This window comes from Fictibacillus enclensis, from assembly GCF_001457035.1.
In the GTDB taxonomy this organism is placed as follows: Bacteria; Bacillota; Bacilli; order Bacillales; family Fictibacillaceae; genus Fictibacillus_C; species Fictibacillus_C enclensis.
The window spans coordinates 67684-92027 of record NZ_KQ758621.1 but is presented as its reverse complement, the minus strand read 5'-3'; the positions used below and the strand labels follow the sequence as shown (position 1 = coordinate 92027).

The following is a 24344-nucleotide window of genomic DNA, read 5'->3' as shown; positions in this document are numbered from 1 at the left end:
CGTTCCAGGATGCTCGCTTTCCGCAGGGCGGGCGGTGAGCCTGTGACCGGCGTAAACGCCTACCTAGTCTCACCTGTCCCGTATTTCCTGCAGGACAAGGAACGCTTCGAAAGCGATACATCGCACGAAGAAAATGTCATATTTATTTTCGAGGAGTCTCGCACCTTGCACTACAATCAATGTATCAATGAAGATTCTTTACAGAAGTTTTTCTCAAGTATTAGAACCCGTTTAAACCAAAACGGGCCTTTTTTTCAAATGCATTGTTCACGTGTGCAAAAAGACAATAGGAGGGGTTGGATTGGAAACATTAAATCGAACCATGGCCGGGGTTACAAACCGTTATCCCGAAAAGGTGCTGCAATTTGGAGAAGGCAACTTTTTGAGAGCGTTTGCAGATTGGCAGATTCAGGAGATGAACGAAAAAGCAGGCTTTAATGGCAGCGTTGTCGTTGTCCAGCCGAGAGGTTCAGGGAAAATTGAGCGCCTGAATCATCAGGACGGCCTTTTTACCCTTTATCTTCAAGGAACCAAAGAGGGACAGGAAGTCAATGAACACCTCGTAGTAGATTCCATCAGCCGCGGCATCAACCTGGATCAAGATTATGATCAATATCTGCAGCTGGCTGAAAGCGAAGAGCTGCGGTTTGTTATCTCCAACACAACGGAAGCCGGCATCCGGTTTAACGAGAATGCTAGATTAGAAGATCGTCCTCAGGAGGGTTTTCCGGCGAAATTGACCGCTTTTCTTTATCACCGGTTTCAGGCGTTCAGCGGGGATTCTTCCAAGGGCTGTGTAATGATTCCGTGCGAATTGATCGAGAACAATGGACCGGAGCTGAAAAAAGTCGTACTGCAGTATGCCGAGCATTGGAACCTGGAACAAGGGTTTGTGGAATGGCTCCACGAGGCCAACACCTTTTGTTCGAGCCTTGTAGACCGGATTGTACCGGGTTATCCAAAGGACTCAGGCGATGAAAAAGAAGCAGAACTGGGATACCGTGATGAACTGATGGTGGTATCAGAGCAATATTATCTTTTTGTGATTGAGGGGCCAGAGTGGCTGAAGAATGAGCTTCCATTTGAAAAAGCAGGCTTGAACAGCTTTATCGTGGATGACCTTACCGCCTATCGTGAACGCAAGGTGCGAATTTTAAACGGTGCCCATACAGCCATGCTTCCTGTGTGCTATTTGTACGGATTGGATACGGTGTCACAGTCGGTGAATGATGAAGTGACCGGAGCATTCATTAAAGAGATGATTGCAGAAGAAATGATCCCGGCGATGAAGTACAGCGAGGAAGAGATGAAAGCTTATGCCCAGGATGTTCTGGAGCGCTTTAGAAATCCGTACATTCACCACTTTTTAAGCTCACTTGCACTTAATGCCATTTCGAAATTCAATGCGCGGAATGTGCCTACCCTGGTGGATTACGTGGAAAAGAAACAGAAGCTTCCCCAACGCCTCACTTTCTCGCTCAGCGCTCTCCTGTACTTCTATAAAGGAAAAAGAGGAGAGGAAGACATTCCGCTGGATGACAGTTCTGAAATTATAGAAGAGTTTAAGGAGCTTTGGCAGAAAGTCGACAGCAAAGAATTGCAGCTGACTGCTTTCGTTCAGGACATCCTTTCCAAAGAGCAGTGGTGGGGAAGAGATCTTTCGTCCATTTCCGGGCTGACCACAGCGGTCGCCGAGCATTTGAAAGTCTTTGAAGATAAAGGGATTAAGGCTGCAGTTCTCGAAGTCAATGCTGCCTTCACCAAATAAAGGAGCGGTATCATGAAGGACTATTTGCAAATCCATGAAAACGATAATGTCATTTTGGCTCTCCGCGATTTGAAAGAGGGAGAGGTGCTCTCTACAGGAGGACAAGAAGTGGTGTTAAAGAGCGATGTGGGCAGGGGCCATAAGGTGGCGATTACCGATCTTCCTGCTAACAGCGATGTGGTCAAATATGGTTATCCTATCGGCCATGTGACCGAGTCTGTGAAAGCGGGAGAGTGGGTGCATACCCACAACACGAAAACCAACCTGTCTGGTACTGAGGAGTATGAGTACCATCCGAAAAAAGCGCAGCTCGCTTATACAGAAGAAAATCTGACGTTTGAAGGATACCGCCGGGAAAATGGCAAAGTGGGTATCCGGAATGAGCTTTGGATTGTTCCGACCGTAGGATGCGTCAACGGCATTGCGGAAAAAATCATCAAACGGTTTGAAAAGGAAGTCGGGGACATCGCGCCTTTTGATAACGTGCTTGTATTGAAGCACAGCTACGGCTGCTCCCAGCTTGGGGACGACCATGAAAATACAAGGCAGATTCTAATTGACGCGGTGAACCATCCAAATGCCGGCGGAATCCTTGTGCTTGGCCTTGGCTGCGAAAACAATGAACTGCCCGCCTTTAAAGAAGCACTTGGACCAATCAACGAAAACCGCATCAAATTTTTGGTGTCACAGGAAGTTTCCGATGAAATTGAAGCTGGGGTGGACCTAGTCAAAGAAATCCATGCGGCAGCAGAGGGAGACCGGCGCGAAGAGGTTCCGGTTTCAGAATTGAAGATCGGCTTGAAGTGCGGTGGATCGGACGGCTTTTCCGGCATTACAGCCAATCCGCTTCTTGGAAGGTTTTCAGACTATCTGGTTTCTCAGGGAGGTACGACCGTTTTAACCGAGGTGCCGGAAATGTTCGGTGCAGAAAAACTTTTGATGGAACGGGCGCAGAACGAAGAAGTCTTCCACAAAATCGAGCATCTGGTAAATGATTTTAAAAACTATTTTCTTCAACATGATCAGCCGGTCTACGAGAATCCATCTCCAGGCAATAAGGCAGGCGGCATCACGACATTGGAGGACAAGTCGCTTGGATGCACCCAAAAAGCGGGTACTTCTACCGTTGTAGATGTGCTGAAATATGCAGAAGTATTAAAGAGCAATGGATTAAACTTGCTGAGTGCACCGGGCAATGACCTGATTGCTTCGACCGCTTTGGCTGCCGCGGGATGTCATATGGTTCTTTTCACAACAGGTCGTGGAACGCCGTTTGGGACATTTGTCCCAACCATGAAGATTTCAACCAATACTCAATTGTTTGAAACAAAGCCTCACTGGATTGATTACAACGCCGGAACGCTGCTTGACGACGATGTTTCGAGCGAAGAAGTGACAAAGGATTTTCTTCACTATGTCATCAAAGTGGCAAGCGGTGAACAAGTAAATAACGAAAAGAATGACTTCAGAGAAATTTCCATCTTTAAGTCAGGTGTAACACTGTAAGCAAAAGAAAGGAGTGGGTTAGATATGAAGGGAATCATTTGCGAAGAACCAAATGCATTTAAACAAATTGAGGTGGAAAAACCTGTGCCCATGGAAGGAGAGGCATTGATAAGGATTCGCCGGGTTGGCATCTGCGGCACGGATCTGCACGCATTCAGCGGGAACCAGCCGTATTTTACCTATCCCCGCATTCTTGGACATGAGCTATCCGGTGTCATTGAATCCATAGGCGCCAATCCATTTGGCTATAAGGAGGGCGATCAGGTAAGCATTATTCCTTATCTGGAATGCGGAACATGTGTGGCCTGCAGAAACGGAAAAACCAACTGCTGCACAGATATGAAGGTGCTTGGTGTCCATGCGGATGGCGGAATGAGAGAATGGATGGCTGTTCCAGTCGATCATCTGATCAAAACGGAGGGCCTAAGCCTGGATGAGGCAGCCATGATCGAGCCTTTAAGCATTGGCGCGCATGCGGTAAGACGCTCCCGGTTGAGAGAAGGTGAGAATGTACTCGTAATCGGGGCAGGGCCAATCGGTCTTGGCGTTATGGCGTTTGCCAAAGCGGAAGGTGCCCGGGTTTTTGCCATGGATCTAGATGCCGAGCGGTTAAACTTTTGCCAAAAGTGGGCCGATGTTGATGGGATTGTAAATGCAGCAGATCAGCCGATCGAAAAACTGATGGAGTTGACAAACGGCGAACTTCCGACCGTTGTTCTCGATGCAACAGGCAACGCACGTTCCATGATGGGTGCGTTTGATTATGCGGCGCATGGCGGAACCCTTGTATATGTAGGGTTAGTTAAGAGTGACCTAACGTTCTCAGATCCTGATTTTCATAAAAAGGAACTGACCCTGATGGGCAGCCGGAATGCCACACGGGAAGATTTTGATAAGGTGCTGAATACAGTAAAAAGCGGGGAAGTTGATCTAAAGCCATACATTACCCACCGCTCAAGCCTGGATGAAATGATCTCAGATTTTGATGGCTGGCTCAAGCCGGAATCCAAAGTCATTAAAGCCATTGTCGAATTTTAAACAGATTTTTTAAAATTTTATAATTTTTTGTCTTGCTTTTGTAAGGGTTTTCATTTACGATGTTACTAAACCGGTTTACCAAACCGATTTACCAAACCGATTTAGTTCAGTTGTCTATGAAACAGCCCTTACATTTTGCAGTATTTAAAAGGCTCTTTTCTAACAGTTGGTTGCAATGGGAAATCTTCAATGACAAGTTGATCGTAGTGCAAGGTGCGAGACTCCTTAGGGAAAAGCGGGACAGATGAGACCATGGAGGCGCTCGAGCCGTTACCGCAGGAGCTTGCGACGAGAAAGTAGGCGTTTACGCCGGTAAAGTAGGCGTTTACGCCGGTAAGGCTCAGCGCCCGCCCTAGGAAAGCAAGCATCTTGTAACGAAAATCAACCGCTTCCATGGAAGACTAAGAATAGAGAAAAAGCCCAAAGAAAAGAAAGGGGTAGGAATTGTGCCAGAACAGTTCGGGATTTTAACCATGGGTGATGCGATGATCACGCTGAACCCTGCAACAACAGGGCCGTTGCGCTTTGTTGCCAATTTTGAACGAAAAGTAGGAGGAGCGGAACTCAATTTCGCGATCGGCTGTGCAAGGCTTGACCTTCGCTCCAAATGGATCAGCCGCCTCGGAAAAGATGAATTCGGACGTGTTATTTACAATTTTGCCAAGGGAGAAGGCGTGGACATGAGCGATGTGGCTTATGTTGAAGGCCATCCCACTTCACTTAACATAAAAGAAATCCGTGAAGACGGATCCGGCAAAACGTTTTACTATCGTTACAACTCACCGGTGCTGACGATGGAACCGGAAGACATCACAGGAGAGATGTTCAAGGATATTCACATTGTTCATCTCACCGGTGTGTTCATGGCGATTGACCGCAAGAACCTGGATATCGTACACCGCGTACTGTCCATTGCCAAAGAAAAAGGTATCCTTGTTTCCTTCGATCCGAATATTCGCCTGAAGCTGTGGAGCATTGAGGACGCCAGGGCGGCCTATCATGATGTGTTCCCTTATGTAGATATTCTTTTAACCGGCCGCGATGAAATCAAAAGCATCATCGGTACAGACGATGACAAAGAACTGGCAGATTTCGCCCAGCGCTATTCCATCAGCCAACTGGTCATCAAAGACGGAGGAGAAGGTTCGGCGCTATACATCGATGGACAATGGGTACGGAAAGAAGCCTTTTCCATTATACCAGTAGATACAGTAGGCGCAGGAGACGGCTTTGATGCAGGGTACCTGTACAGCTTCCTTCATGGGTTTGAGCCGGAAAAGCGGCTCGAGTTCGCCAATGCGGTTGGTGCACTGGTTACGACCGTTTCCGGCGATAATGAGGGACTGCCGCTCCTTGAAGAAGTGTTGTCTTTTGTAAACCAAGAAGCCGTTGTAGAACGATAGAACGATAGAACGATAGAACATAAACGATAGGGAGGAAGAATTATGGCAACAACAACATTGTCAGCGCAGGAAGCGAAGGAACTGGTAAAACAAAAGCTGGTGGATGCCAGGCTGAATGAAAAGGATGCCGAAACAGTGGCGGACGTTCTTGTTCATGCAGATCTCAGAAATGTGAATTCACACGGGGTGCTACGGACAGAGCATTATGTGAACCGTCTGAAGATGGGAAGCATCAATCCGGAAGCGAAGCCTGTGTTTAACGAAACAGGACCGGTGACCGGGGTACTGGACGGTGACGACGGATTCGGTCATGTGATTGCTGATATCGCCATGGATCATGCGATGGATATGGCGAAAAGAAATGGTGTGGGCATGGTAACCGCCATGAACAGCAGCCATTGCGGAGCACTCAGTTATTTCGTGCAAAAAGCAGCCGAAGAGAAACTGATCGGCATTGCCATGACACACACTGACAGCATTGTGGTTCCGTTTGGAGGAAAATCCTCTTTTCTTGGAACGAACCCAATCGCCTATGGTGTACCGGCTAAGGAGAAGAAACCATTTATTTTGGATATGGCTACCTCGAACGTGGCATTCGGAAAAATCCTTCAGGCGCGTGAAGAAGGAAAAGAAATTCCTGAGGGATGGGGAGTGGACGAACATGGTGTGCCTGCTACTGATCCGCATCAAGTCGCTTCTCTTTCAACCTTCGGCGGCCCGAAAGGCTACGGACTTTCTGTAATTGTCGATGTATTCTCAGGGCTTTTGGCAGGTGCCGCGTTCGGCCCGCATATCAGCCGGATGTATGAAAATTTAGATCAAAAAAGAAAACTTGGACATTATTTCTGTGCCATCAATCCATCATTTTTTACAGACAGAGACGCATTTCTAGAACAAATGGATGCAATGATGGAGGAACTGCAGCAGGTTCCACCTGCACCAGGCTTTGACCGAGTATATGTACCAGGAGAGATAGAACAGCTTCACGAGGAGAGAAACTTAAAGAACGGGATTACGATTGCAGAGCCAGTGTATGAATTCTTGAAAAGCAGGTGAAGAAAATGAAAGCGGTTCAAGTACGAAAAGCGCATGACCTTGTCACAGAGGAAATCGAAAAGCCAGTCATCGTAAACGATAATGACGTTCTAGTCAAAGTAAAGCGGGTGGGTATCTGCGGATCGGACATGCATATTTATCATGGCACAAACCCTCTCGCTACGCTTCCGCGTGTGATTGGCCACGAAGTGACCGGCCAGGTGGAAGAAGTGGGCGCGTCAGTTAAGCACCTTCAGCCTGGAGACCACGTGGTGGTTGAGCCAATTTCGTATTGCGGAACATGCTATGCATGCCGCAAAGGACGGCCGAATGTTTGCTTGTCCCTTTCTGTTTTCGGTGTTCATGAGGATGGAGGCATGAGGGAATATCTGGTGCTGCCGGAAAAACAGCTGCATGCCGTTTCAGCGGAACTGCCTTGGGAAGAAACGGTGATGGCTGAGCCTTATACCATTGGCGCGCAGGCCGTTTGGAGAGGCCAGGTGGAAGACGGCGACACAGTTCTTATTCAGGGAGCAGGGCCGATTGGAATTTGTATTTTGAAAATGGCAAAGCTGCAGGGCGCATCTGTCATGGTGACCGACCTGAATGGAGAGCGGCTGGCGTTTGCAAAAGAAAACGGTGCAGATGTAACGGTCAATGTTCAGCAGGAGGATGTGCTGGCGCGGGTTCAGGAATGGACTGACAATGAGGGAGTTAATGTCGTGATCGATGCGGTTTGCCTTCCATCGACGTTTAAATTATCCGTTGATGCAGTTTGCCCGGCAGGAAATGTGGTCGTTCTAGGCTTTGATGAAAAGGAAGCGGGAATCTCACAGCTTCCGATTACGAAAAAGGAAGTAACGATTACCGGTTCCAGACTCCAGACCAACCAGTTTCCGAGAGTCGTAGAATTATTGAATAATGGAAAGCTTACGCATGACGGGCTTGTGACCCATACATTTTCGGTAAATGAGGTTCAAGACGCCTTCCGGTTTGTTGAAGAGCATCCGGAACAGGTGCGCAAGGCGATTATTACGTTTGATTAAAGGAGGAGAAAGCATGCTGCCAAAGTATTCCGTTTATCAGGTGTTGATGGAAGCAAAAGTGGTTGCGGTTGTCCGCGGACAAAACAGCCACGAAGCCATTCAGGTATCAAAAGCAGCCATTGAAGGCGGAATTACCGCGATTGAACTGACCTATACCACTCCGGAAGTGGAGGAAGTGTTTAAAGAACTGCGCCACATGAATGTGCTTTTGGGTGCAGGTTCTGTAATGGATCCTGAAACGGCAAGACATGCCATTTTATCCGGAGCGAAATTTATCGTAAGCTCCCATTTTGTAAAAGAGATCGCTACACTTTGTAACCGCTACAGTGTTCCGTATCTGCCAGGGTGCATGAACATTTCCGACATGGCGCTTGCCCTTGAAGCAGGATGCGATGTGCTGAAGCTTTTCCCTGCCAATACGTTTGATCCGTCATTTATTAAATCCGTAAACGGTCCGCTGCCTAATGTCCGTATCATGCCAACAGGCGGAATTTCATTGAAGAATATGAACGACTGGCTGAGTGCCGGTGCAGTGGCTGTCGGGGTAGGCAGTGATTTAACAAAAGCCTTCCAGAAGGGCGGGTACGATGAAGCGGTATCGTTAAGCAGAGAGTATATCGCGAAAATGAATCAACATTCGGAGGTGTAATATGAATATTACGTTTCGATGGTACGGGCGGGACAATGATACCGTAACAATGGAGCATATCAAGCAGATTCCTAACGTGAAGGGAATTGTTTGGGCCCTGCACCAAAAGCCTGTAGGTGAAGTATGGGAAAAGGAAGAGATTAAAGAAGAAGTAGAGTACATTCAGAGCCATGGCTTTCATACCGATGTCGTGGAAAGTGTGAACGTCCATGAATCCATTAAACTCGGAAACAGTGAACGCGATCGGTACATTGAAAATTACAAACAGACGATCCGCAATCTCTCCGAATTTGGCGTAAAGGTCATCTGCTACAACTTTATGCCGGTCTTCGACTGGACACGGACTGACATGTACCGCCCACTTGAGGATGGTTCCACGGCTTTGTTTTTTGAAAAAGCAAAAGTTGAAAATCTCGATCCGGAAGAGCTGATCCGTACGGTGGCAGAAGCCTCAGACCTAACGCTTCCGGGCTGGGAGCCTGAAAAGATGGCAAAGATTAAAGAGCTTTTTGAAGCTTATAAAGAAATTGATGAAGAAAAGCTTTGGGATAACCTGAAGATCTTCCTGGACGAAATTTTGCCGGTAGCCGAAGCACACGGCATTCAAATGGCCATCCATCCGGATGATCCGCCATGGTCCATCTTCGGATTGCCGCGCATCATTACAGGAGCTGAAAGCTATGAACGCTTGCGGGCGATCTCCGATTCTCCGGCCAACGGCATCACAATGTGTACAGGTTCCATGGGTGCCAATCCTGCCAATGACATGGTCGATATTGCCAGTAAGTATGCAAATATCGCTCCGTTTTCACATATCCGAAATGTGAAGATTTTTGATAACGGAGATTTCGTGGAAACGTCCCACCTGACAACGGATGGTTCCATCAATGTTCAGGGTGTGGTCGAAGAATTGCACAAGCAAGGCTACAACGGATATGTGCGTCCCGATCATGGACGCCATATCTGGGGTGAGCAATGCCGTCCTGGCTATGGCCTGTACGACCGGGCTCTCGGGATCATGTACTTGAACGGCCTGTGGGACGCCTATGTCGCTCTAGCCAAAAAAGAGGTGGAAGTATGATCCCGGTCCATGAAAATCTCAATGGCAAAACAGCCGTAATTACCGGCGGAAGCGGAGTGCTGTGCTCCGAAATGGCCCGAGAGCTTGCCCGTCATGGTGTTAAGGTGGCTGTACTGAACCGCACTGCGGAAAAAGGTAAAGATGTGGTGGATGAAATTGCTAAGGCAGGCGGAACGGCTCTTTCGGTTTCTGCTGATGTACTGAACCGTGAGTCTCTGGAGAAAGCAAAAGAGGAAGTCCTGAGCCGGTTCGGCTCTGTCGATCTGCTGATCAATGGGGCAGGAGGAAATCATCCTGACGCGATTACGGACGTGGAAACCTATGAAGAGGAAGGGCAAGGAAAGTCCTTTTTCGATATGGATGAGAACGGGTTTTCAAGAGTGTTTGCAACAAATTTTACAGGCTCATTCCTTGCCTCCCAGGTCTTCGGAAAAGACCTGCTGAAATCAGAATCACCTGCCATCATCAACATTTCGTCCATGAGCGCCTATTCTCCGATGACCAAGGTTCCGGCCTATAGCGCAGCAAAAGCGTCCATTAACAACTTTACGATGTGGATGGCGGTTCATTTTGCGGAAACGGGCCTCCGGGTCAATGCGATTGCACCAGGATTTTTTTTAACTAAACAGAACCGAAACCTGCTTCTTAAGGAAGATGGCAGTTATACGGACCGCTCGAACAAAATCATCACAGGCACACCGATGAAGAGGTTTGGAAAGCCGGAAGATCTGCTCGGCACGCTGCTTTGGCTTGCAGATGAGTCGTATTCTGGATTTGTCACAGGCATTACCGTCCCTGTTGATGGAGGATTTATGGCATATTCCGGCGTCTGACCGGATATGCTGTTTTCTCCGGCTGATTGTAAAGCGCTTACAGGTCGCTTATACTAGTGAAATATGACGAATTAGACGGGGATGACACAATGAAAACCATTACGATTGCAGACGTAGCCAGGCATGCCAATGTTTCCAAAAGCACGGTTTCACAATTTTTAAACCAGCGCTTCGATTATATGAGTGAAAAAACAAAACGAAAAATCGAAGCAACCATTCAGGAGTTGAATTACCAGCCGAACTTCGTCGCCCGCAGCCTGAAGCAGAAGTCAACCTTTACAGTGGGTGTGGTGGTCGCCAACATCCTGCATACCTTTTCCACGCAGGTGATCCGGGCCATCGAAGACTATTTTCATGAACAGGGCTTTCACATTATTGTCTGCAATGCAGATGATGAGCCGGCAAAGGAAAAGAAGTACATTGAAATGCTTCGTGCCAAACAGGTAGACGGAATCATCATTTTTCCGACAGGTGAAAACCAGGCTTTATATGAAAAGATGAAGCAGGATCGTTTTCCGATCGTGTTTATGGACCGGACGATTGAGGACCTTGAAATATCAACAGTGATGCTCGATAACCATGCCGCGGCCAAACTGGCTGTAGACCGTTTTGTTGAACATGGGCTGGACAGGATTGCCATCGTAACAACGTCCATTATCCGCAACATCAGCCCGAGGGTGGAACGGATTGAAGGATACAAAAGAGCGATGGAAAATCGCGGTCTTCCTATTCGGGAGGAGTACATTAAAACAGCGGATGTTGGCCAAATCTCAGAAGTGCTTTCGGAACTGTATTCTTTGCCCGAGCCGCCGCAAGCGATTTTGGCAGGCAACGATATCGTTCTCGTTGAGGTATTGAAGTTCATGAAGGAAAAAGATATTGCGATACCTGGGGATACATCCGTTATCGGTATAGACGACGTTTCCTTTGCCAGCTTCTTTACCCCGCCGGTAACGACAATTGCTCAGCCGGCTGTGGAAATGGCAAAACAGGCCGGAACTATTCTTTTTAAGCAGATTAAAAACAGTGAGCAGGCAGAGCAATGGATGTACCGTTATGAGCCGACTCTTATTTCAAGACATTCAGGATAAAAAGGGATAACTTTTCCCTGTAAAAATAAACCGGTTTACCCCGGTTCGCGTTCAACAGTCAGAAGATTCACACAGTATAGGGGAGGGTTTTTTAGATGTTTACAAAAGAAAGGCTTCCAGTTATTATCTTATTATTTTTAGCCGGAGTCATAAATTATTTGGACCGTTCAGCATTATCCATAGCAGCACCTTTTATTCAGGATGATCTGACACTTTCTGCCACACAAATGGGTTTGATCTTCAGTAGTTTCTCGGTAGGTTATGCGATTTTTAACTTTTTGGGCGGAATGGCGTCTGACCGCTATGGCGCGAAGTTGACCCTGTTTGTGGCCATGGTGGTTTGGTCCCTGTTTAGTGGCGCGGTTGCGCTTGCTTTCGGATTCGTCAGCCTGATGATTATCCGCATCCTGTTCGGAATGGGGGAAGGACCTCTTTCGGCCACCATCAACAAGATGGTCAATAACTGGTTCCCTCCGACCCAGCGGGCTTCTGCTATCGGATTGACGAACAGCGGTACCCCGCTTGGCGGGGCAATTTCGGGACCGATCGTCGGTATGATCGCAATTTCCTTCAGCTGGAAAGTTTCCTTTGTGCTGATTATGATCATCGGATTAATTTGGGCGATCTGCTGGTTCAAGTTTGTAAAAGACAAGCCGGCAAAGCGTATGGGCGATGCTCCTGCAATGAAAACAGAAGTTGCTCCTAAAGAGAAAATTCCGTTGACGTTTTACCTCAAACAAAAAACAGTACTCTTTACTGCATTTGCTTTCTTTGCTTACAATTACATTCTTTTCTTCTTCCTTACCTGGTTCCCAAGCTATCTGGTGGAAGAGCGTGGCTTAAGTGTAAAATCGATGAGTGTGATCACAGTTATTCCATGGATCTTAGGATTTATCGGCCTTGCAGCCGGCGGATTTGTATCCGATTATGTGTTCAAGAAAGTCGCTAGAAAAGGCGTTCTGTTCTCACGTAAAGTCGTTCTTGTTTCTTGCTTGTTTGCTTCAGCGGTATGTATCGGATTTGCAGGATTGGTTACCACAACAGTAAGTGCAGTAACTTTAGTAGCACTTTCCGTATTCTTCCTGTACTTGACGGGAGCCATCTACTGGGCAATCGTTCAGGATGTGGTTGATCAGCAGAATGTCGGTTCCGTTGGCGGTTTCATGCACTTTTTGGCCAATACAGCGGGTATTATCGGGCCTGCATTAACCGGTTTTATCGTGGATAAGACAGGAACCTTCTCAGGGGCATTCCTGCTCGCCGGCGGCCTTGCCATATTTGCATCTCTTGCGGTTATTCGCTTCGTCCGACCGATTATTGTGAAGAAATCTGAGGTGGACATAAAGGATACAGTGACTTATTAATTTAATGAAATTCTAAAACCGGACTCGTTGGAATGGAGTCCGGTTTTTTTATTTGTGTGTAAAAAAGGATTTATCTGAGTAGAAAAGAAAGTAGTTGAGTGGATTTTTTGTGTACTGAAGATATTTGGAAAAAATGAAGCGGGTTATGGAGAGGATAAAATGAAAGTGATTGGTCTTATTGGTGGAATGAGCTGGGAATCTTCCGCTGAATATTATCGGATGATGAATGAGGAAATCAAGCGAAGATTAGGAGGCTTACATTCGGCCAAGTGCATTTTATATAGCGTTGACTTTCAAGAAATTGAACGTTATCAGTCAGAAGGAGCATGGCAAAAGGCGGGTGAAGTGTTGAGTAATGCTGCACGTTCTTTAGAAAAAGGCGGAGCTGACTTTATTGTCATTTGCACGAATACCATGCACAAAGTGATAGATGCCATTCAAGCATCAGTTAACATTCCTCTTTTACATATCGCAGATGCAACAGCGGACCGAATCATAGAGAACGGCTTACATTCAGTTGGCTTACTTGGCACCAGGTACACAATGGAGCAGGATTTTTATAAATCACGTTTGGAGAGTAAAGGTATACAGGTAATTGTGCCAAAAGAAACGGAAAGAGAAATGGTAAACAGGGTGATTTACGAAGAATTATGTTTGGGGAACATTCGTCAATATGCAAAGGATGAATATAAAAAAGTGATCCAAGGATTAATCGAATCAGGTGCTCAAGGAATTATTTTAGGCTGTACAGAAATTGGCCTATTGATCAAGCCCGAGGATTCGTCCGTTCCTCTGTTTGATACGACGAACATACATGCATTGGAAGCTGTAAACTTGTCCTTAAAATAAATCTTATCAGTTGAAAAAAGAATGCGAGGTAAGAAAAACATCAGGAGGAAAGCCGCTATGAAATATGTGTTGTTGTTTGGCCCGCAGGCTGTCGGGAAGATGACGGTGGGGTATGAGCTGGCAAAGATGACGGATCTGAAATTTGTTTCATAATCATTGCGGATGAATAATACGAAGTTGAGTGCAGAAGAGACGGCCAGAAGGATAAAAGAAGAATTTGGGCTGTAATTTAATAGATTTTAAGTGAAATAGCCTCCTTTTTGGGAGGCCTTTTTGCTTTTTGGAGCGGTGGAGGTTACAAGCCGAAATCAATGATTACTCGCCAAAACCATATTATGTAAACTACCGGCACACTTCGCCCCCTCCCCTGCTTGTCAGATAATCTCCCCTTCTTTTTCTATTTAACACATTGCAATATTTTGTCATAAACAGTATCATTATATTTAATATATTGTAAGAATATTCAATTTATTAAAAAGGGGTGGAAGTATTTGTCGGAAATGCACAACTTAGATTCAAACACGCCCTCTGCACCACAGCAAGAGCCCCTGATCTCCTTAACGGGTGTGTCCCTCAGGGTTGAAGTGTATCCATTCTATTACCACAACCATCTGCCCGGCTCGGAGAATGATTGTTTTCTGCGAAACGGAACAGTGGAAAAACTCATCAACGCGGCGGAACAGCTGCCGCCTGGCCTGAAGCTGGTCGTCCTTGACGGCTGGCGGTCCTATGAAACGCAGCTTGCCATCTATGAAACCATTAAAAAAGACCTCGAAGATCAACAACTCACCCCAGAAGAAATGCAGATTGAAATTTCCAAATATGTAGCCATTCCCACCCGGGACTTGATGAAGCCGTCGCCCCATCTAACCGGCGGAGCCGTTGACCTTACGCTCGCCAACGATCAGGGCTGGATCGACATGGGAACCGGCTTTGACGATTTTACCGAAAAAGCGCAATTGGAATGGTATGAACGAAAGGCGAGTCTCAGCCCGCAGGAAAAAACCATCCGTGACTACCGCCGCTTGCTGCGGCAGGTGATGGAAAACGCGGGCTTTGTGTCCAATTCAGAAGAGTGGTGGCATTACGATTATGGCAACAAGAGGTGGGCGAACGCGACAGGCGGCTCCATTTTGTATTACGGAATTGAAAGGTAGACAGCGAGAATCGGCATAACTGTTTTTAGTTTATAAAAATAAGGGTTATGGAGGAAAACAATGAAAAAGAAAATGAGTATATTGCTGATTGCCGTGCTGATTGTTGCGTTGTTATCGGCCTGTGTAAAGAATTCAAACGCCAAGCCGTCGGGCGGCGAAGGTTCCGACTCCCATTCAGAAGCGGCAAGCGGCAAGGATGTTTTAACCATTGCGACAACAGCAGAACAGGGGACGATCGATCCGGCTGTAACGATGGATAATTCCGCATGGAAACTTACATATCCGGCCTACGAACGTCTTGTGGAATATGACGGAGGAAGCACGAAGGTCAAACCCGGACTGGCCAAAGAATGGAAAGTGAGCAAGGACGGGAAAACCTGGACGTTCAATTTAAACGAGGGACATAAGTTTGCCGACGGGACAGCGGTTGATGCGGATGCTGTCAAAAAGAGCTTTGAACGCCTCAAAAAAATCGGCAAAGGTCCATCTGAAGTATTTAGTGTGATTTCAAACATTAAAGCAGAGAATCCAACGACGGTGGTCTTCACACTCAAAGAAAATTTCCCGCCTTTTATCTCGACACTGGCAGCCAACTATGGAAGCATCGTCAATCCGAAAGTGATGGACCATGAAGAAAACGGCGACATGGGCCAAAACTATCTGGCCACCGCCACGATGGGAAGCGGTCCGTACAAGCTGGCCAAATGGAAAAAGGGTGAGTATGTAAGGCTGGATCAAAACAAATATGCCTCCAAGAAGCCTTCCTTCAAAAAAGTCTATTTTAAAATCGTAGCTGATCCTTCCGCACAGCGTCTTCAGCTGGAAAAAGGAGAAATTGATATCGCCGAGGGTATTCCGGTCGATCAGATCAACGCGGTGAAAAAGATTGAAAACGCGAAGCTGCTTCAGGAACCGAGCTTGCTTGTTGAATATGTTTACGTGAATTCGACCAAGGGCAATGAGGCGCTGAAAAATAAAAAAGTCCGCCAGGCGCTCAGTTATGCCGTTGATTACGACAAACTGATTGATGCGGTGCAGCAGGGTTACGGAACTCAGATGCGCGGACCGATTCCAAAAGGACTCTGGGGCCATGACGACCAGGCCAAGCAGTATACGTATGACAAGGATAAAGCTAAAGCATTGCTGAAAGAAGCGGGAGTTTCCAATCTCAGCCTCGACCTTTTGTATTCGGACAACAAAACATGGTGGGAAACAGAAGCACTGACCATTCAGTCCAATCTAAAGGACATCGGCGTTAAAGTCAACCTGAAAAAAGTAGCGTATGCGACCTCGCGGGAAATGATGGACAAAGGCGAGTTTGATCTGGCGCTTGGCATGTGGAGCCCTGACTTTGGTGATCCGTATGCATTCATGAACTACTGGTACGATTCCAAAAACTTCGGACTGGCCGGAAACCGCGCGTTTTATAAAAATGATGCCGTCGATCAGAAGCTGAGAAAAGCGGCTACCTTAAATGATGCCAAACAGCGCGAGAAGCTGTATCAGGAAGCACAGGACACCGTGATTGATGATGCTCCTTATATTCTTCTGTACCAAAAGGACTTCTTGATGCCTATGAGCAAAGATGTGAAAGGGTTTGTGTATAATCCGATGCTTGAGAGCATGTACAACCTTGCAGATATGTCCAAATAACCAAAAAGCGGAGTGTTAACCATGAAGAAAATGATTATTAACCGGCTGGGACTCCTGATTTTTGTGGTGTTTGGTGTCACCCTTATCTCCTTTTTGCTGTCGCATGTCATTCCGGGCGATCCTGCCCGGATGATGGTGGGGCAGCGTGCGAATGAGGAAACACTGCAGCAGGTACGGCAGCAGCTCGGGCTGGACCAGCCTCTTTTCATTCAGTATGAAACGTACATGAAAGGCATTTTAAGCGGAGATCTTGGCACTTCGATCCGTACGCAAAAGCCGGTGATCGATGACCTGGAAGCCTTTTTCCCGGCGACCATGGAACTGGCCATCATTGCCTTTATCTTTGCTTTGGCGATCGGCATCCCCCTTGGTGTTCTAGCGGCGGTTAAAAAGAACAGCTTCTGGGACCATGCCAGCCGGATTTTCTCCATCGGCGGGGTTTCTACTCCCGTGTTTTGGAGCGGGCTTGTGATCATCCTTATTTTTTATGGCTATTTAAATTGGTTTCCTGCAAACGGGCGATTGGATATGAACATTCATCCTCCGACACACATAACCGGTCTGTATATCGTTGACAGCTTGCTCAGTGGGGACATGGTGGCGTTAAAAAGCAGTCTCCATCATATTTTGCTGCCGGCCATCGTGCTTTCTTACGCACAACTGGCCGTGATTACCCGCCAGGTGCGTGCGAGCATGCTGGAAATCATGGAACAGGAATACATTCGTACGGCGATTGCCAACGGAATCCACGGACCGTTTCTCTTTTTCCGGTACGCGCTCAGGAATGCGCTCATCCCCACTATAACGGTTGTCGGCATTTCCTTTGGATCCCTTTTGGGAGGAGCGGTCGTGACAGAAACCATTTTCGGCTGGCCAGGCATGGGAAAATATGTGGTCGACTCAATCGCCTATCTTGATTTTCCTGCGATGATGGGCTTTACACTGTTGATTGCGGTCGGCTATGTAATCATTAACCTGATTGTGGATCTCACCTATTATGTTCTTGATCCGCAAATCAAAGGATAGGAGGTCGGTTATGGAAACACCACTGCAAACGGAAACGAGCCAGCCGAAGCCGATTACCTCGGTCCGGCCGTTTTGGTACAAGCTGAAACAAAATCAGATGACCTGGGCAGGATTGGGGATTTTGGGTGTGATCGTTCTGTGCTCGCTGATCGCTCCCATTCTCACACCTTATAACCCCACTCAGGTCGATATCTCGCAAAAGTTTCTGGGTCCTTCTCTTCATCATTGGTTTGGAACCGATGAAGTCGGCCGGGACATTTTAACAAGAATTTTGTATGGTGCACGAATTTCTCTGGGAGTCGGCATTACGGTCATTATCATGGCAAGTGTAATAGGAATCCTGATTGGCACCGTTTCCGGCTACTTTGGCGGTGTGATTGACGTGATCATCATGCGGATCATGGACATGGTGATGGCCTTTCCAACGCTGATTCTGGCCATGGCATTGGCGGCAGCATTAGGGCCGAGCCTGCAAAACGCCATGCTCGCCATTGCCATTGTAAAAATCCCGGTCTATGTCCGCCTGGCCCGTGGGGAGTCGCTTGTGCTCCGTGAAAAATTGTTCGTGAAGTCCGCCCAGTCGTTTGGAATCAATCCATGGCGCATTATCGGCAAGCACATTGTGCCTAACTCGGTTTCTCCTGTCGTTATTCAGGCTACGCTTGATGTCGGTGATGCGATTCTCATGATTGCGACGCTTGGCTTCCTTGGTCTCGGGGCCCAGCCGCCAACACCGGAATGGGGAGCCATGATCAGCATTGGCTGGAAGTACCTGCTGGACTTTTGGTGGTACCCGACCTTTCCAGGCCTGTTCCTTTTCTTATCTGCAGGATCGCTCAATCTAATTGGTGACGGAATCCGTGATATTTTGGATCCGAAAGCCGGACGCTAGGAGGGACATCATGGTACTCGTACTGAAAGATCTGTGCGTGGATTTTACAGGCATGAGAGGAAAAGTCAGAGCACTGAACAATGTCAGCCTTTCGATTGAAAAAGGGGAGGTGCTTGGCGTTGTTGGTGAATCAGGATCGGGAAAATCGGTCACCGCACTATCCATCCTTGGACTGCTTGGCTCGAATGCCAACATTTCAAATGGTGAAATCTCATATTCGGGGCAAAATCTTTTAACGCTTGGTCCAAAAGAAATGCAGAGCCTGCGGGGCAAGAAAATCGGCATGGTGTTTCAGGAGCCAATGACGGCCCTGCATCCGACAATGAAGGTCGGCAATCAGCTGGCTGAAGTGATCAAACGGCACCGGAGTGTATCGAAAAGGCAAGCCTGCAAGCTTGCAATCGAAGCGTTAAAAGAAGTTCACATCCATGACCCCGAACTTGTGGCCAAAAAGTATCCATTTGAACTGAGCGGCGGTATGCGGCAGCGGATTGTGATCGCCCTGGCGATGTCCGCACCGCCTGACCTTTTGATCGCGGATGAGCCGACAACCGCACTTGATGTGACGATTCAAAAGGAAATTTTACAGTTGATAAAAGAGCTGAATGACAGGCGGGGCACATCCGTGCTGCTAATCACCCATGATCTGGGCGTGGTGTCAAATGTGTGTGACCGGGTGATGGTGATGTACGCGGGAGAAGTAGTGGAAGAAGGGATAACGGAAGCGGTGCTGAATGCTCCTTCGCATCCTTATACCGAGGCATTGCTCCATGCTCTGCCTGATCTCGCGGATCCCGGAGAGCCGCTTAAGGCCATTCCGGGTGAAGTTCCTGATTTACAAAACCGTCCTGCCGGCTGTGCCTTTGCGTCGAGATGTCCGAAAGCGATGGACATTTGCGGCGTTTCCGCTCCGGCCCTGGAACTTGTATCAACTAACCGCTCAGCTGCCTGTTGGTTAAGGAGGGATACCCATTGAACACACTCATCGATTTTCATTCTGTAGATAAATCGTTTCATAAAGGAAAACAATCGGTGAGGGCGGTCGTTGATGCCAATCTTACCGTAAAAAAAGGCAGCGTTGTCGGTCTTGTGGGCGAATCGGGATCCGGTAAAAGTACGCTTGGTAAGATGCTGATTGGTTTGGAGATGCCGTCTGAGGGCAGCATTCACTTTGAGGGCACACCGCTTTGGAAAAAGAAGAAATTCATGCGTCCCCGTCCCGGTGATATTCAGACCGTTTTTCAGGATCCGCAATCTTCTCTTGACCCGCGGATGCGTGTCAAAGAAATCATTCTTGAACCGCTTTTGGCGCTTGGCAGCAGAGAGCGAAAGGAAAAAGGCGGACGGGAACGGCTCACTTCGCTAATGAAGCGGGTGGGTCTGAAGGCTGAACATCTTGACCGCTATCCCCATGAGTTTAGCGGCGGACAACGGCAGCGGATTGCCATTGCCAGGGCACTCATTACCGACCCATCTTTTATCGTTCTCGATGAACCGACTTCCGCCCTTGATGTTTCGGTTCAGGCACAGGTGCTTAACCTGCTGAAGGAACTGAAAAATGAGCGAAATTTAACATACCTGTTCATTTCCCACAACATGTCGGTCATCCGGTACATGTGTGATGTGATCGCAGTCATGTATAAGGGACGAATTGTGGAATCCGGCCCGGCCCGTGAGCTGTTTGAATCTCCACGCCATCCGTACACAAAGATTCTCTTATCCTCACTGCCGAGTATTTTTAGGGAGAAAGGGCCGGTGTTAAGCTTTGCTCCTCCTTCTGAAATGGAAACGGGGGAGGAGGCGTGCGGATTTTTTGACCGCTGTCCCTTCCGGATGGAAGCTTGCTTAAAAGCCCCTGCATTCGAAGCCATCACCGAAGAGCATGGTGTAGCGTGCTATCGTGAAGGATAGGGAGGAGGAATCACATTGATTCAAGGGGAGCGGCTTAGGGAACTGCGAAAGCAGCGTAATTTTACACTTCAGGCGTTAGCGGCACAAACTGGCTTAAGCTCAAGCCTGCTGTCTCAAATCGAGCGGGGACTGGTGGACCCGACAGTGAGCACGTTTTGGAAAATATGCACTTGCCTCAACGTTCCTCTAACCTATCTTTTTGAAGGGGTGGATGAGGATCGGTTGGTTGTAAGGAAGAACCAGCGCCGGAAGATTCAGCTGTCGGACGAAAAGGTAAGGTACCATCAGCTGACCCCCAACCGCAGCGGAAAGCTGGATTTTCTTATGGTGGAAATTCAGGCCGGCGAGATGAAGGAGGCCGAACTGGTTGCACATTCTGGTGAGGAGTGCGGCATTGTGCTTCAGGGTGAGCTGATCGTCATACTGGGTGATCAGGAAATTCACCTTCAGGAAGGTGACAGCATCCACTTTTCCAGTACGACGCCGCACCGGTATGTAAATCCTGGGAGTGATGCATCATTATCCATTTGGGTGATGATCGCCACCTGATTTTGGGGTGAAAATGAGAGATTATAAGGAAAAAGGCCTCCGAAAAAGAGGCTTTTTTGCTGCCGACTGCGCTTCCGGCCCAAAACCACATACAAATCTAGTTACTTCTTCAAAATCCCCAAATATTCAACCCACGGGCCTACATCGGCACGATAACGTTCAGCCATGACCCGGACGATCTGGGCAATATGAGTCAAATCGTGCAACGTCCATGTGGAGATCAGTTCTCTCGCTTTAACGGTGCCAAAAGCGGGATGGGTACCCGTGCGTTCGAGCGCATCACCCTCATCATTCATTAAAACTCTCAGCCTCGCAACATTTTTTTCACGAATCTGGGTAAAGTCCGTCAGCTTTTTTTCGATTGTGCTATCCTTTTGTTCATTCATATGGGCGTACCGGTCAAACGGAGGAAACGGCCGGCCTTCTCCCTCTTGAAGAATCCATTCCAGCCGGGGAATCCAGTTGGTGTTCTCACCTTCAATGAGGTGGTCGACCACTTCAACGGCATTCCATGTCCCTTCCCCTTCATGGCAGTGAAGCCAGCCTGGCGATAATCCCGATAAAAAATGCTGCATTGTCCGGGGTGTACGCTCCAGCACTTCGATCGCTTCGTTCAGTGTAAAGTTCATTTCAACACCCTTCCTTTCTCAAAAAGAAATTCAATGAGGGTGAATCAAATTCCTCTACTCTTAGGAACCTGAATCCGCTGTGAAGGTTTTCTGACCAGTCCGAAATAGGAAAGGAAGGCAAGAAAACTTGCAGAAAAAATGACCATTCCCATCGGAACCGCTGAATTTTCGCCGGCCACCCCGACAAGCGGTGCGGCGAGCGAACCGAGGATAAACGGCAATAAACCGAGCAAGGCGGACGCGCTCCCGGCAATATGCCCCTGGGCATCCATCGCGAGTGAAAAAGAAGTCGTGGCGATGATCCCAAGTGAACTGACAAAAAAGAAAATCGGGATAACGACGGCGGCCAATGGTGCTTTTAACAGTACCGAAATGAGCAGTACAGCTCCTGCCAGGTTGGAAACGAGTAAGCCGATTTTTAAAAACGTCGTCTCCGGGATGATATCTGTTAACCGGCCGACGAGCTGGCTCCCGAGCATTAAGGCAAATCCGTTGATGCCAAATAAAATACTGAAAACCTGGGGAGATACACCGTATATATTTTGATAAACAAACGGGGTGCCGGATACATAGGCGAAGATTCCCGCGATAATAAAGCCTTGTGTAAACGCGTAGCCAAGAAACTGCCGGTTTTTCAATAACGAGCCGAAATTTCGGATAACCTGAAGCGGATCGCTTGGTGTGCGCTTCTCACTCGGCAGCGTTTCTTCCAATTTGGCAGAAACAATCAAAAACAAGATCAAGCCGATACAGGCCAAAACAATAAACACACCAGTCCAGTCGGTGAACGCTAAAATGGTGCCGCCGGTTACCGGGGCAAGGATGGGCCCTAGGTTGTTGACCAGCATCAACAAAGCAAAAAACTTGGTAAGTTCCTTGCCGCTGTACAGGTCGCGAACGACGGCCCGGGAGACGACCAGCCCGCCTGCTGCCGAGAAGCCCTGGATAAACCGGCTGGCGATAAAGAAATAAATATTCGGGGCAAAGGCACAGGTAAGGGAAGCCGCCAAATATAAAATCAGAAAAATAAGCAAGGGTTTGCGCCGGCCCTGAACATCACTCATGGGGCCGATGATCAGCTGCCCCACGCCAAGGCCAAGCAAACAGGTGGTTAAACTGATTTGCACCAAAGACGCGGTCGTGTTAAATTCCTTTGCAATCGTAGGAAAGGAGGGCAGGTAGGTATCAATGGTGAACGGGCCTAAAAGGGCAAGAGAACCTAAAAGAAGTGCAAGCTGCATTCGTTTTCTTTTTGTTATTTCAGTCAATGTTATCGCCTTTCTTCTCTATTAGTTTTATATAAACCGTGTTCTATCATACTGAACAAGCGGGAGACTTTTATTAATTATAGAGGATAGATTACCAGATTTAAACTTTTATAAACTGACTTTTCAAATATTATAAAAAAAAAGAAAAACCCCGCCCAACTTTATGGGCGGGATTTCTTCTAATCCGCAAGGGTATTCGCTGACTGATCTTCATATGATGTTCTTGCTGCGTTTCTCTTTTTCAAAAGGAAGAAGGAGCCAATTACTACAGCTGTAACGAGTAAGGTGAGGAAAAGCTGCGAACGCATCGACCCAATGAAGGCCATCGATATTAGAATCACGGTGATGCTGACAATCACAAAATACGATAAAGCAGGGAAGAGCCACATTTTCAACTCAAGATCTTCGCCAGCCGCCTCGGCCCGGCGCCGGATAACGATGTGTGAAATGGCAATGGCCAGATAGACAATTAACGCGATGGCACCAGAGGCGTTAATCAAAAACTGAAATAGCTTGTCCGGTGAAACGAAGTTAAAGATGGCTGCGATAAAGGCGACCACTGTTCCTACCCATACGGCCCGGACGGGAACGCCCTGTTTACTTAATTTAAGAAATGCTTTTGGCGCATCTCCACGGCGGGCAAGCGAGTAGATCATCCGTGAATTGGTATAAAGCGCCGAGTTTAAACAAGAGAGAACCGAAATTAATACGACGATGTTCATGATCAATCCTGCACCCGGGATATTGATCATCTTCAGCATGGTAACATACGGGCTCTCAAGGGCTGTCGTAGAGTTCCATGGCAGCAAGGTAACGAGAATGGCAACGGAACCAATGTAGAAAATGAGAATCCGCCACACGACGCTTTTGATGGCAACGCGGATTGTTTGCTTTGGATCTTCTGATTCACCTGCAGCGATAGCGGCAATTTCGGCTCCAAAATAGGCAAAGATAACTGTAGCCACACCAAGGAAAACGGAACTTACGCCATTTGGTGAGAATCCGCCGCGGCCGAAGAGGTTTTCCATACCTGGTGTTTTGATGCCTGGGAACAGGTGAAAAATAATCGCCAGGCCAAGACCCATAAAGAGGGTGATGGCCACAATTTTAATCAATGCAAACCAATATTCAAATTCTCCAAATGATTTTACAGAGAAGATGTTTGTTAAGGTCAATAAAACGGTTAGGACCAGACTCCACGTCCAGATGGGAATGGAGGGAATCCATCCGTGGACGATCGCTCCGCCGGCCACAGCCTCGATGGCGATAACAATGACCCAGAAGAACCAGTAGAGCCATCCGATGGTATATCCCGCCCAAGGCCCGATGGCTTCACGGGCATAAGTGGCAAACGAACCGCTGTCAGGATTTCGTGCCGCCATTTCACCAAGCATTCTCATCAGAAATACGACGAGCAAGCCGGCAAAGGCATAGGAGAGAACAGCACTTGGCCCTGTTGAACGGATGACAGAACCGGCGCCCACGAACAGCCCTGCTCCGATAATCCCACCTAAGGAAATCATCGTAATGTGCCTTGTTTTCAGTTGTTTCTGAAGTCCTTCTTTATTTTTCATTGATTTTCGCCTCCTTGACTTT

22 protein-coding genes and 1 pseudogene are annotated in these 24344 nt (G+C 47.7%); 20 read left to right on the top strand and 3 right to left on the bottom strand.

What is annotated here, in order from left to right:
- The first annotated feature begins 301 nt into the window (after positions 1-301).
- The 20 genes and pseudogenes from AS030_RS24435 to AS030_RS20425 all read left to right on the top strand — a co-directional run bounded on the left by AS030_RS24435 (position 302) and on the right by AS030_RS20425 (position 20851).
- A complete protein-coding gene (locus tag AS030_RS24435) occupies positions 302-1768 on the top strand; it encodes a tagaturonate reductase (protein WP_074440628.1) in 1467 nt (488 codons plus the stop codon).
- A 12-nt stretch (positions 1769-1780) separates the two neighbouring features.
- Positions 1781-3274, top strand: coding sequence for a UxaA family hydrolase (locus tag AS030_RS24430; RefSeq protein ID WP_061975215.1), 1494 nt, complete (start codon positions 1781-1783; stop codon positions 3272-3274).
- Positions 3275-3298: 24 nt separating this feature from the next.
- A complete protein-coding gene (locus AS030_RS20505) occupies positions 3299-4312 on the top strand; it encodes a zinc-binding alcohol dehydrogenase family protein (RefSeq protein WP_061975213.1) in 1014 nt (337 codons plus the stop codon).
- Between the two features lie 473 nt (positions 4313-4785).
- Positions 4786-5715, top strand: coding sequence for a sugar kinase (locus AS030_RS20500; RefSeq protein ID WP_061975394.1), 930 nt, complete (start codon positions 4786-4788; stop codon positions 5713-5715).
- A 42-nt stretch (positions 5716-5757) separates the two neighbouring features.
- A complete protein-coding gene (gene allD, locus AS030_RS20495; RefSeq protein ID WP_061975211.1) occupies positions 5758-6771 on the top strand; it encodes an ureidoglycolate dehydrogenase in 1014 nt (337 codons plus the stop codon).
- 5 nt (positions 6772-6776) lie between these two features.
- A complete protein-coding gene (locus AS030_RS20490) occupies positions 6777-7796 on the top strand; it encodes a zinc-binding alcohol dehydrogenase family protein (RefSeq protein ID WP_061975209.1) in 1020 nt (339 codons plus the stop codon).
- 13 nt (positions 7797-7809) lie between these two features.
- Entirely contained in the window at positions 7810-8445 is a 636-nt protein-coding gene (locus AS030_RS20485; RefSeq protein WP_061975207.1) for a bifunctional 2-keto-4-hydroxyglutarate aldolase/2-keto-3-deoxy-6-phosphogluconate aldolase, read from the top strand.
- A gap of 1 nt (position 8446) precedes the next feature.
- Positions 8447-9526: a mannonate dehydratase gene (gene uxuA, locus AS030_RS20480; RefSeq protein ID WP_061975205.1), complete on the top strand. Its 1080-nt coding sequence runs from the start codon at positions 8447-8449 to the stop codon at positions 9524-9526.
- Positions 9523-10359 (top strand): SDR family oxidoreductase, encoded by an 837-nt coding sequence (locus AS030_RS20475; protein WP_061975203.1) that lies wholly within the window; start codon positions 9523-9525, stop codon positions 10357-10359. Before uxuA ends, AS030_RS20475 begins: the two co-directional genes overlap by 4 nt.
- A gap of 89 nt (positions 10360-10448) precedes the next feature.
- A complete protein-coding gene (locus AS030_RS20470) occupies positions 10449-11450 on the top strand; it encodes a substrate-binding domain-containing protein (RefSeq protein WP_061975201.1) in 1002 nt (333 codons plus the stop codon).
- Positions 11451-11545: 95 nt separating this feature from the next.
- On the top strand, positions 11546-12814 hold the full coding sequence (locus tag AS030_RS20465) for an MFS transporter (protein ID WP_061975199.1): 1269 nt from the start codon (positions 11546-11548) through the stop codon (positions 12812-12814).
- 159 nt (positions 12815-12973) lie between these two features.
- Positions 12974-13663 (top strand): aspartate/glutamate racemase family protein, encoded by a 690-nt coding sequence (locus AS030_RS20460; RefSeq protein WP_061975196.1) that lies wholly within the window; start codon positions 12974-12976, stop codon positions 13661-13663.
- A 57-nt stretch (positions 13664-13720) separates the two neighbouring features.
- Positions 13721-13820 (top strand): annotated as a pseudogene (locus tag AS030_RS24730) (shikimate kinase); the annotation flags it as partial.
- A gap of 343 nt (positions 13821-14163) precedes the next feature.
- Positions 14164-14820, top strand: coding sequence for a M15 family metallopeptidase (locus AS030_RS20455; protein WP_074440634.1), 657 nt, complete (start codon positions 14164-14166; stop codon positions 14818-14820).
- A 60-nt stretch (positions 14821-14880) separates the two neighbouring features.
- Positions 14881-16473 (top strand): ABC transporter substrate-binding protein, encoded by a 1593-nt coding sequence (locus AS030_RS20450; RefSeq protein WP_061975192.1) that lies wholly within the window; start codon positions 14881-14883, stop codon positions 16471-16473.
- 21 nt (positions 16474-16494) lie between these two features.
- The gene (locus AS030_RS20445) at positions 16495-17499 is read left to right on the top strand and encodes an ABC transporter permease (protein ID WP_061975190.1); all 1005 of its coding nucleotides are present in this window, start codon (positions 16495-16497) and stop codon (positions 17497-17499) included.
- Positions 17500-17509: 10 nt separating this feature from the next.
- Positions 17510-18391 carry an ABC transporter permease gene (locus AS030_RS20440; RefSeq protein ID WP_061975188.1) on the top strand — a complete coding sequence of 294 codons (882 nt, stop codon included), beginning with the start codon at positions 17510-17512 and terminating at the stop codon, positions 18389-18391.
- A gap of 10 nt (positions 18392-18401) precedes the next feature.
- Positions 18402-19367 carry an ABC transporter ATP-binding protein gene (locus tag AS030_RS20435; protein ID WP_061975186.1) on the top strand — a complete coding sequence of 322 codons (966 nt, stop codon included), beginning with the start codon at positions 18402-18404 and terminating at the stop codon, positions 19365-19367.
- Positions 19364-20302 (top strand): oligopeptide/dipeptide ABC transporter ATP-binding protein, encoded by a 939-nt coding sequence (locus tag AS030_RS20430; protein ID WP_074440627.1) that lies wholly within the window; start codon positions 19364-19366, stop codon positions 20300-20302. Before AS030_RS20435 ends, AS030_RS20430 begins: the two co-directional genes overlap by 4 nt.
- Before the next feature lie 15 nt (positions 20303-20317).
- On the top strand, positions 20318-20851 hold the full coding sequence (locus AS030_RS20425; RefSeq protein WP_061975184.1) for a cupin domain-containing protein: 534 nt from the start codon (positions 20318-20320) through the stop codon (positions 20849-20851).
- Between the two features lie 101 nt (positions 20852-20952).
- Here the strand turns inward: AS030_RS20425 and AS030_RS20420 are convergent, their stop codons facing one another.
- The 3 genes from AS030_RS20420 to AS030_RS20410 all read right to left on the bottom strand — a co-directional run bounded on the left by AS030_RS20420 (position 20953) and on the right by AS030_RS20410 (position 24322).
- A complete protein-coding gene (locus tag AS030_RS20420; protein ID WP_061975183.1) occupies positions 20953-21480 on the bottom strand; it encodes a DinB family protein in 528 nt (175 codons plus the stop codon).
- Positions 21481-21524: 44 nt separating this feature from the next.
- Positions 21525-22748, bottom strand: a complete 1224-nt coding sequence (locus tag AS030_RS20415) for a Bcr/CflA family multidrug efflux MFS transporter (protein WP_240482434.1) — start codon at positions 22746-22748, stop codon at positions 21525-21527.
- Positions 22749-22927: 179 nt separating this feature from the next.
- On the bottom strand, positions 22928-24322 hold the full coding sequence (locus AS030_RS20410; protein ID WP_061975181.1) for an amino acid permease: 1395 nt from the start codon (positions 24320-24322) through the stop codon (positions 22928-22930).
- Positions 24323-24344 lie beyond the last annotated feature (22 nt).

Bases quoted from the DNA above. Each gene is read 5' to 3' on its own strand.
- AS030_RS24430 (WP_061975215.1), top strand. From the start codon at position 1,781: ATGAAGGACTATTTGCAAATCCATGAAAACGATAATGTCATTTTGGCT.
- AS030_RS20505 (WP_061975213.1), top strand. From the start codon at position 3,299: ATGAAGGGAATCATTTGCGAAGAACCAAATGCATTTAAACAAATTGAG.
- AS030_RS20500 (WP_061975394.1), top strand. From the start codon at position 4,786: ATGGGTGATGCGATGATCACGCTGAACCCTGCAACAACAGGGCCGTTG.
- allD (WP_061975211.1), top strand. From the start codon at position 5,758: ATGGCAACAACAACATTGTCAGCGCAGGAAGCGAAGGAACTGGTAAAA.
- AS030_RS20490 (WP_061975209.1), top strand. From the start codon at position 6,777: ATGAAAGCGGTTCAAGTACGAAAAGCGCATGACCTTGTCACAGAGGAA.
- AS030_RS20485 (WP_061975207.1), top strand. From the start codon at position 7,810: ATGCTGCCAAAGTATTCCGTTTATCAGGTGTTGATGGAAGCAAAAGTG.
- uxuA (WP_061975205.1), top strand. From the start codon at position 8,447: ATGAATATTACGTTTCGATGGTACGGGCGGGACAATGATACCGTAACA.
- AS030_RS20475 (WP_061975203.1), top strand. From the start codon at position 9,523: ATGATCCCGGTCCATGAAAATCTCAATGGCAAAACAGCCGTAATTACC.
- AS030_RS20470 (WP_061975201.1), top strand. From the start codon at position 10,449: ATGAAAACCATTACGATTGCAGACGTAGCCAGGCATGCCAATGTTTCC.
- AS030_RS20465 (WP_061975199.1), top strand. From the start codon at position 11,546: ATGTTTACAAAAGAAAGGCTTCCAGTTATTATCTTATTATTTTTAGCC.
- AS030_RS20460 (WP_061975196.1), top strand. From the start codon at position 12,974: ATGAAAGTGATTGGTCTTATTGGTGGAATGAGCTGGGAATCTTCCGCT.
- AS030_RS20455 (WP_074440634.1), top strand. From the start codon at position 14,164: ATGCACAACTTAGATTCAAACACGCCCTCTGCACCACAGCAAGAGCCC.
- AS030_RS20450 (WP_061975192.1), top strand. From the start codon at position 14,881: ATGAAAAAGAAAATGAGTATATTGCTGATTGCCGTGCTGATTGTTGCG.
- AS030_RS20445 (WP_061975190.1), top strand. From the start codon at position 16,495: ATGAAGAAAATGATTATTAACCGGCTGGGACTCCTGATTTTTGTGGTG.
- AS030_RS20440 (WP_061975188.1), top strand. From the start codon at position 17,510: ATGGAAACACCACTGCAAACGGAAACGAGCCAGCCGAAGCCGATTACC.
- AS030_RS20435 (WP_061975186.1), top strand. From the start codon at position 18,402: ATGGTACTCGTACTGAAAGATCTGTGCGTGGATTTTACAGGCATGAGA.
- AS030_RS20420 (WP_061975183.1), bottom strand. From the start codon at position 21,480: ATGAACTTTACACTGAACGAAGCGATCGAAGTGCTGGAGCGTACACCC.
- AS030_RS20410 (WP_061975181.1), bottom strand. From the start codon at position 24,322: ATGAAAAATAAAGAAGGACTTCAGAAACAACTGAAAACAAGGCACATT.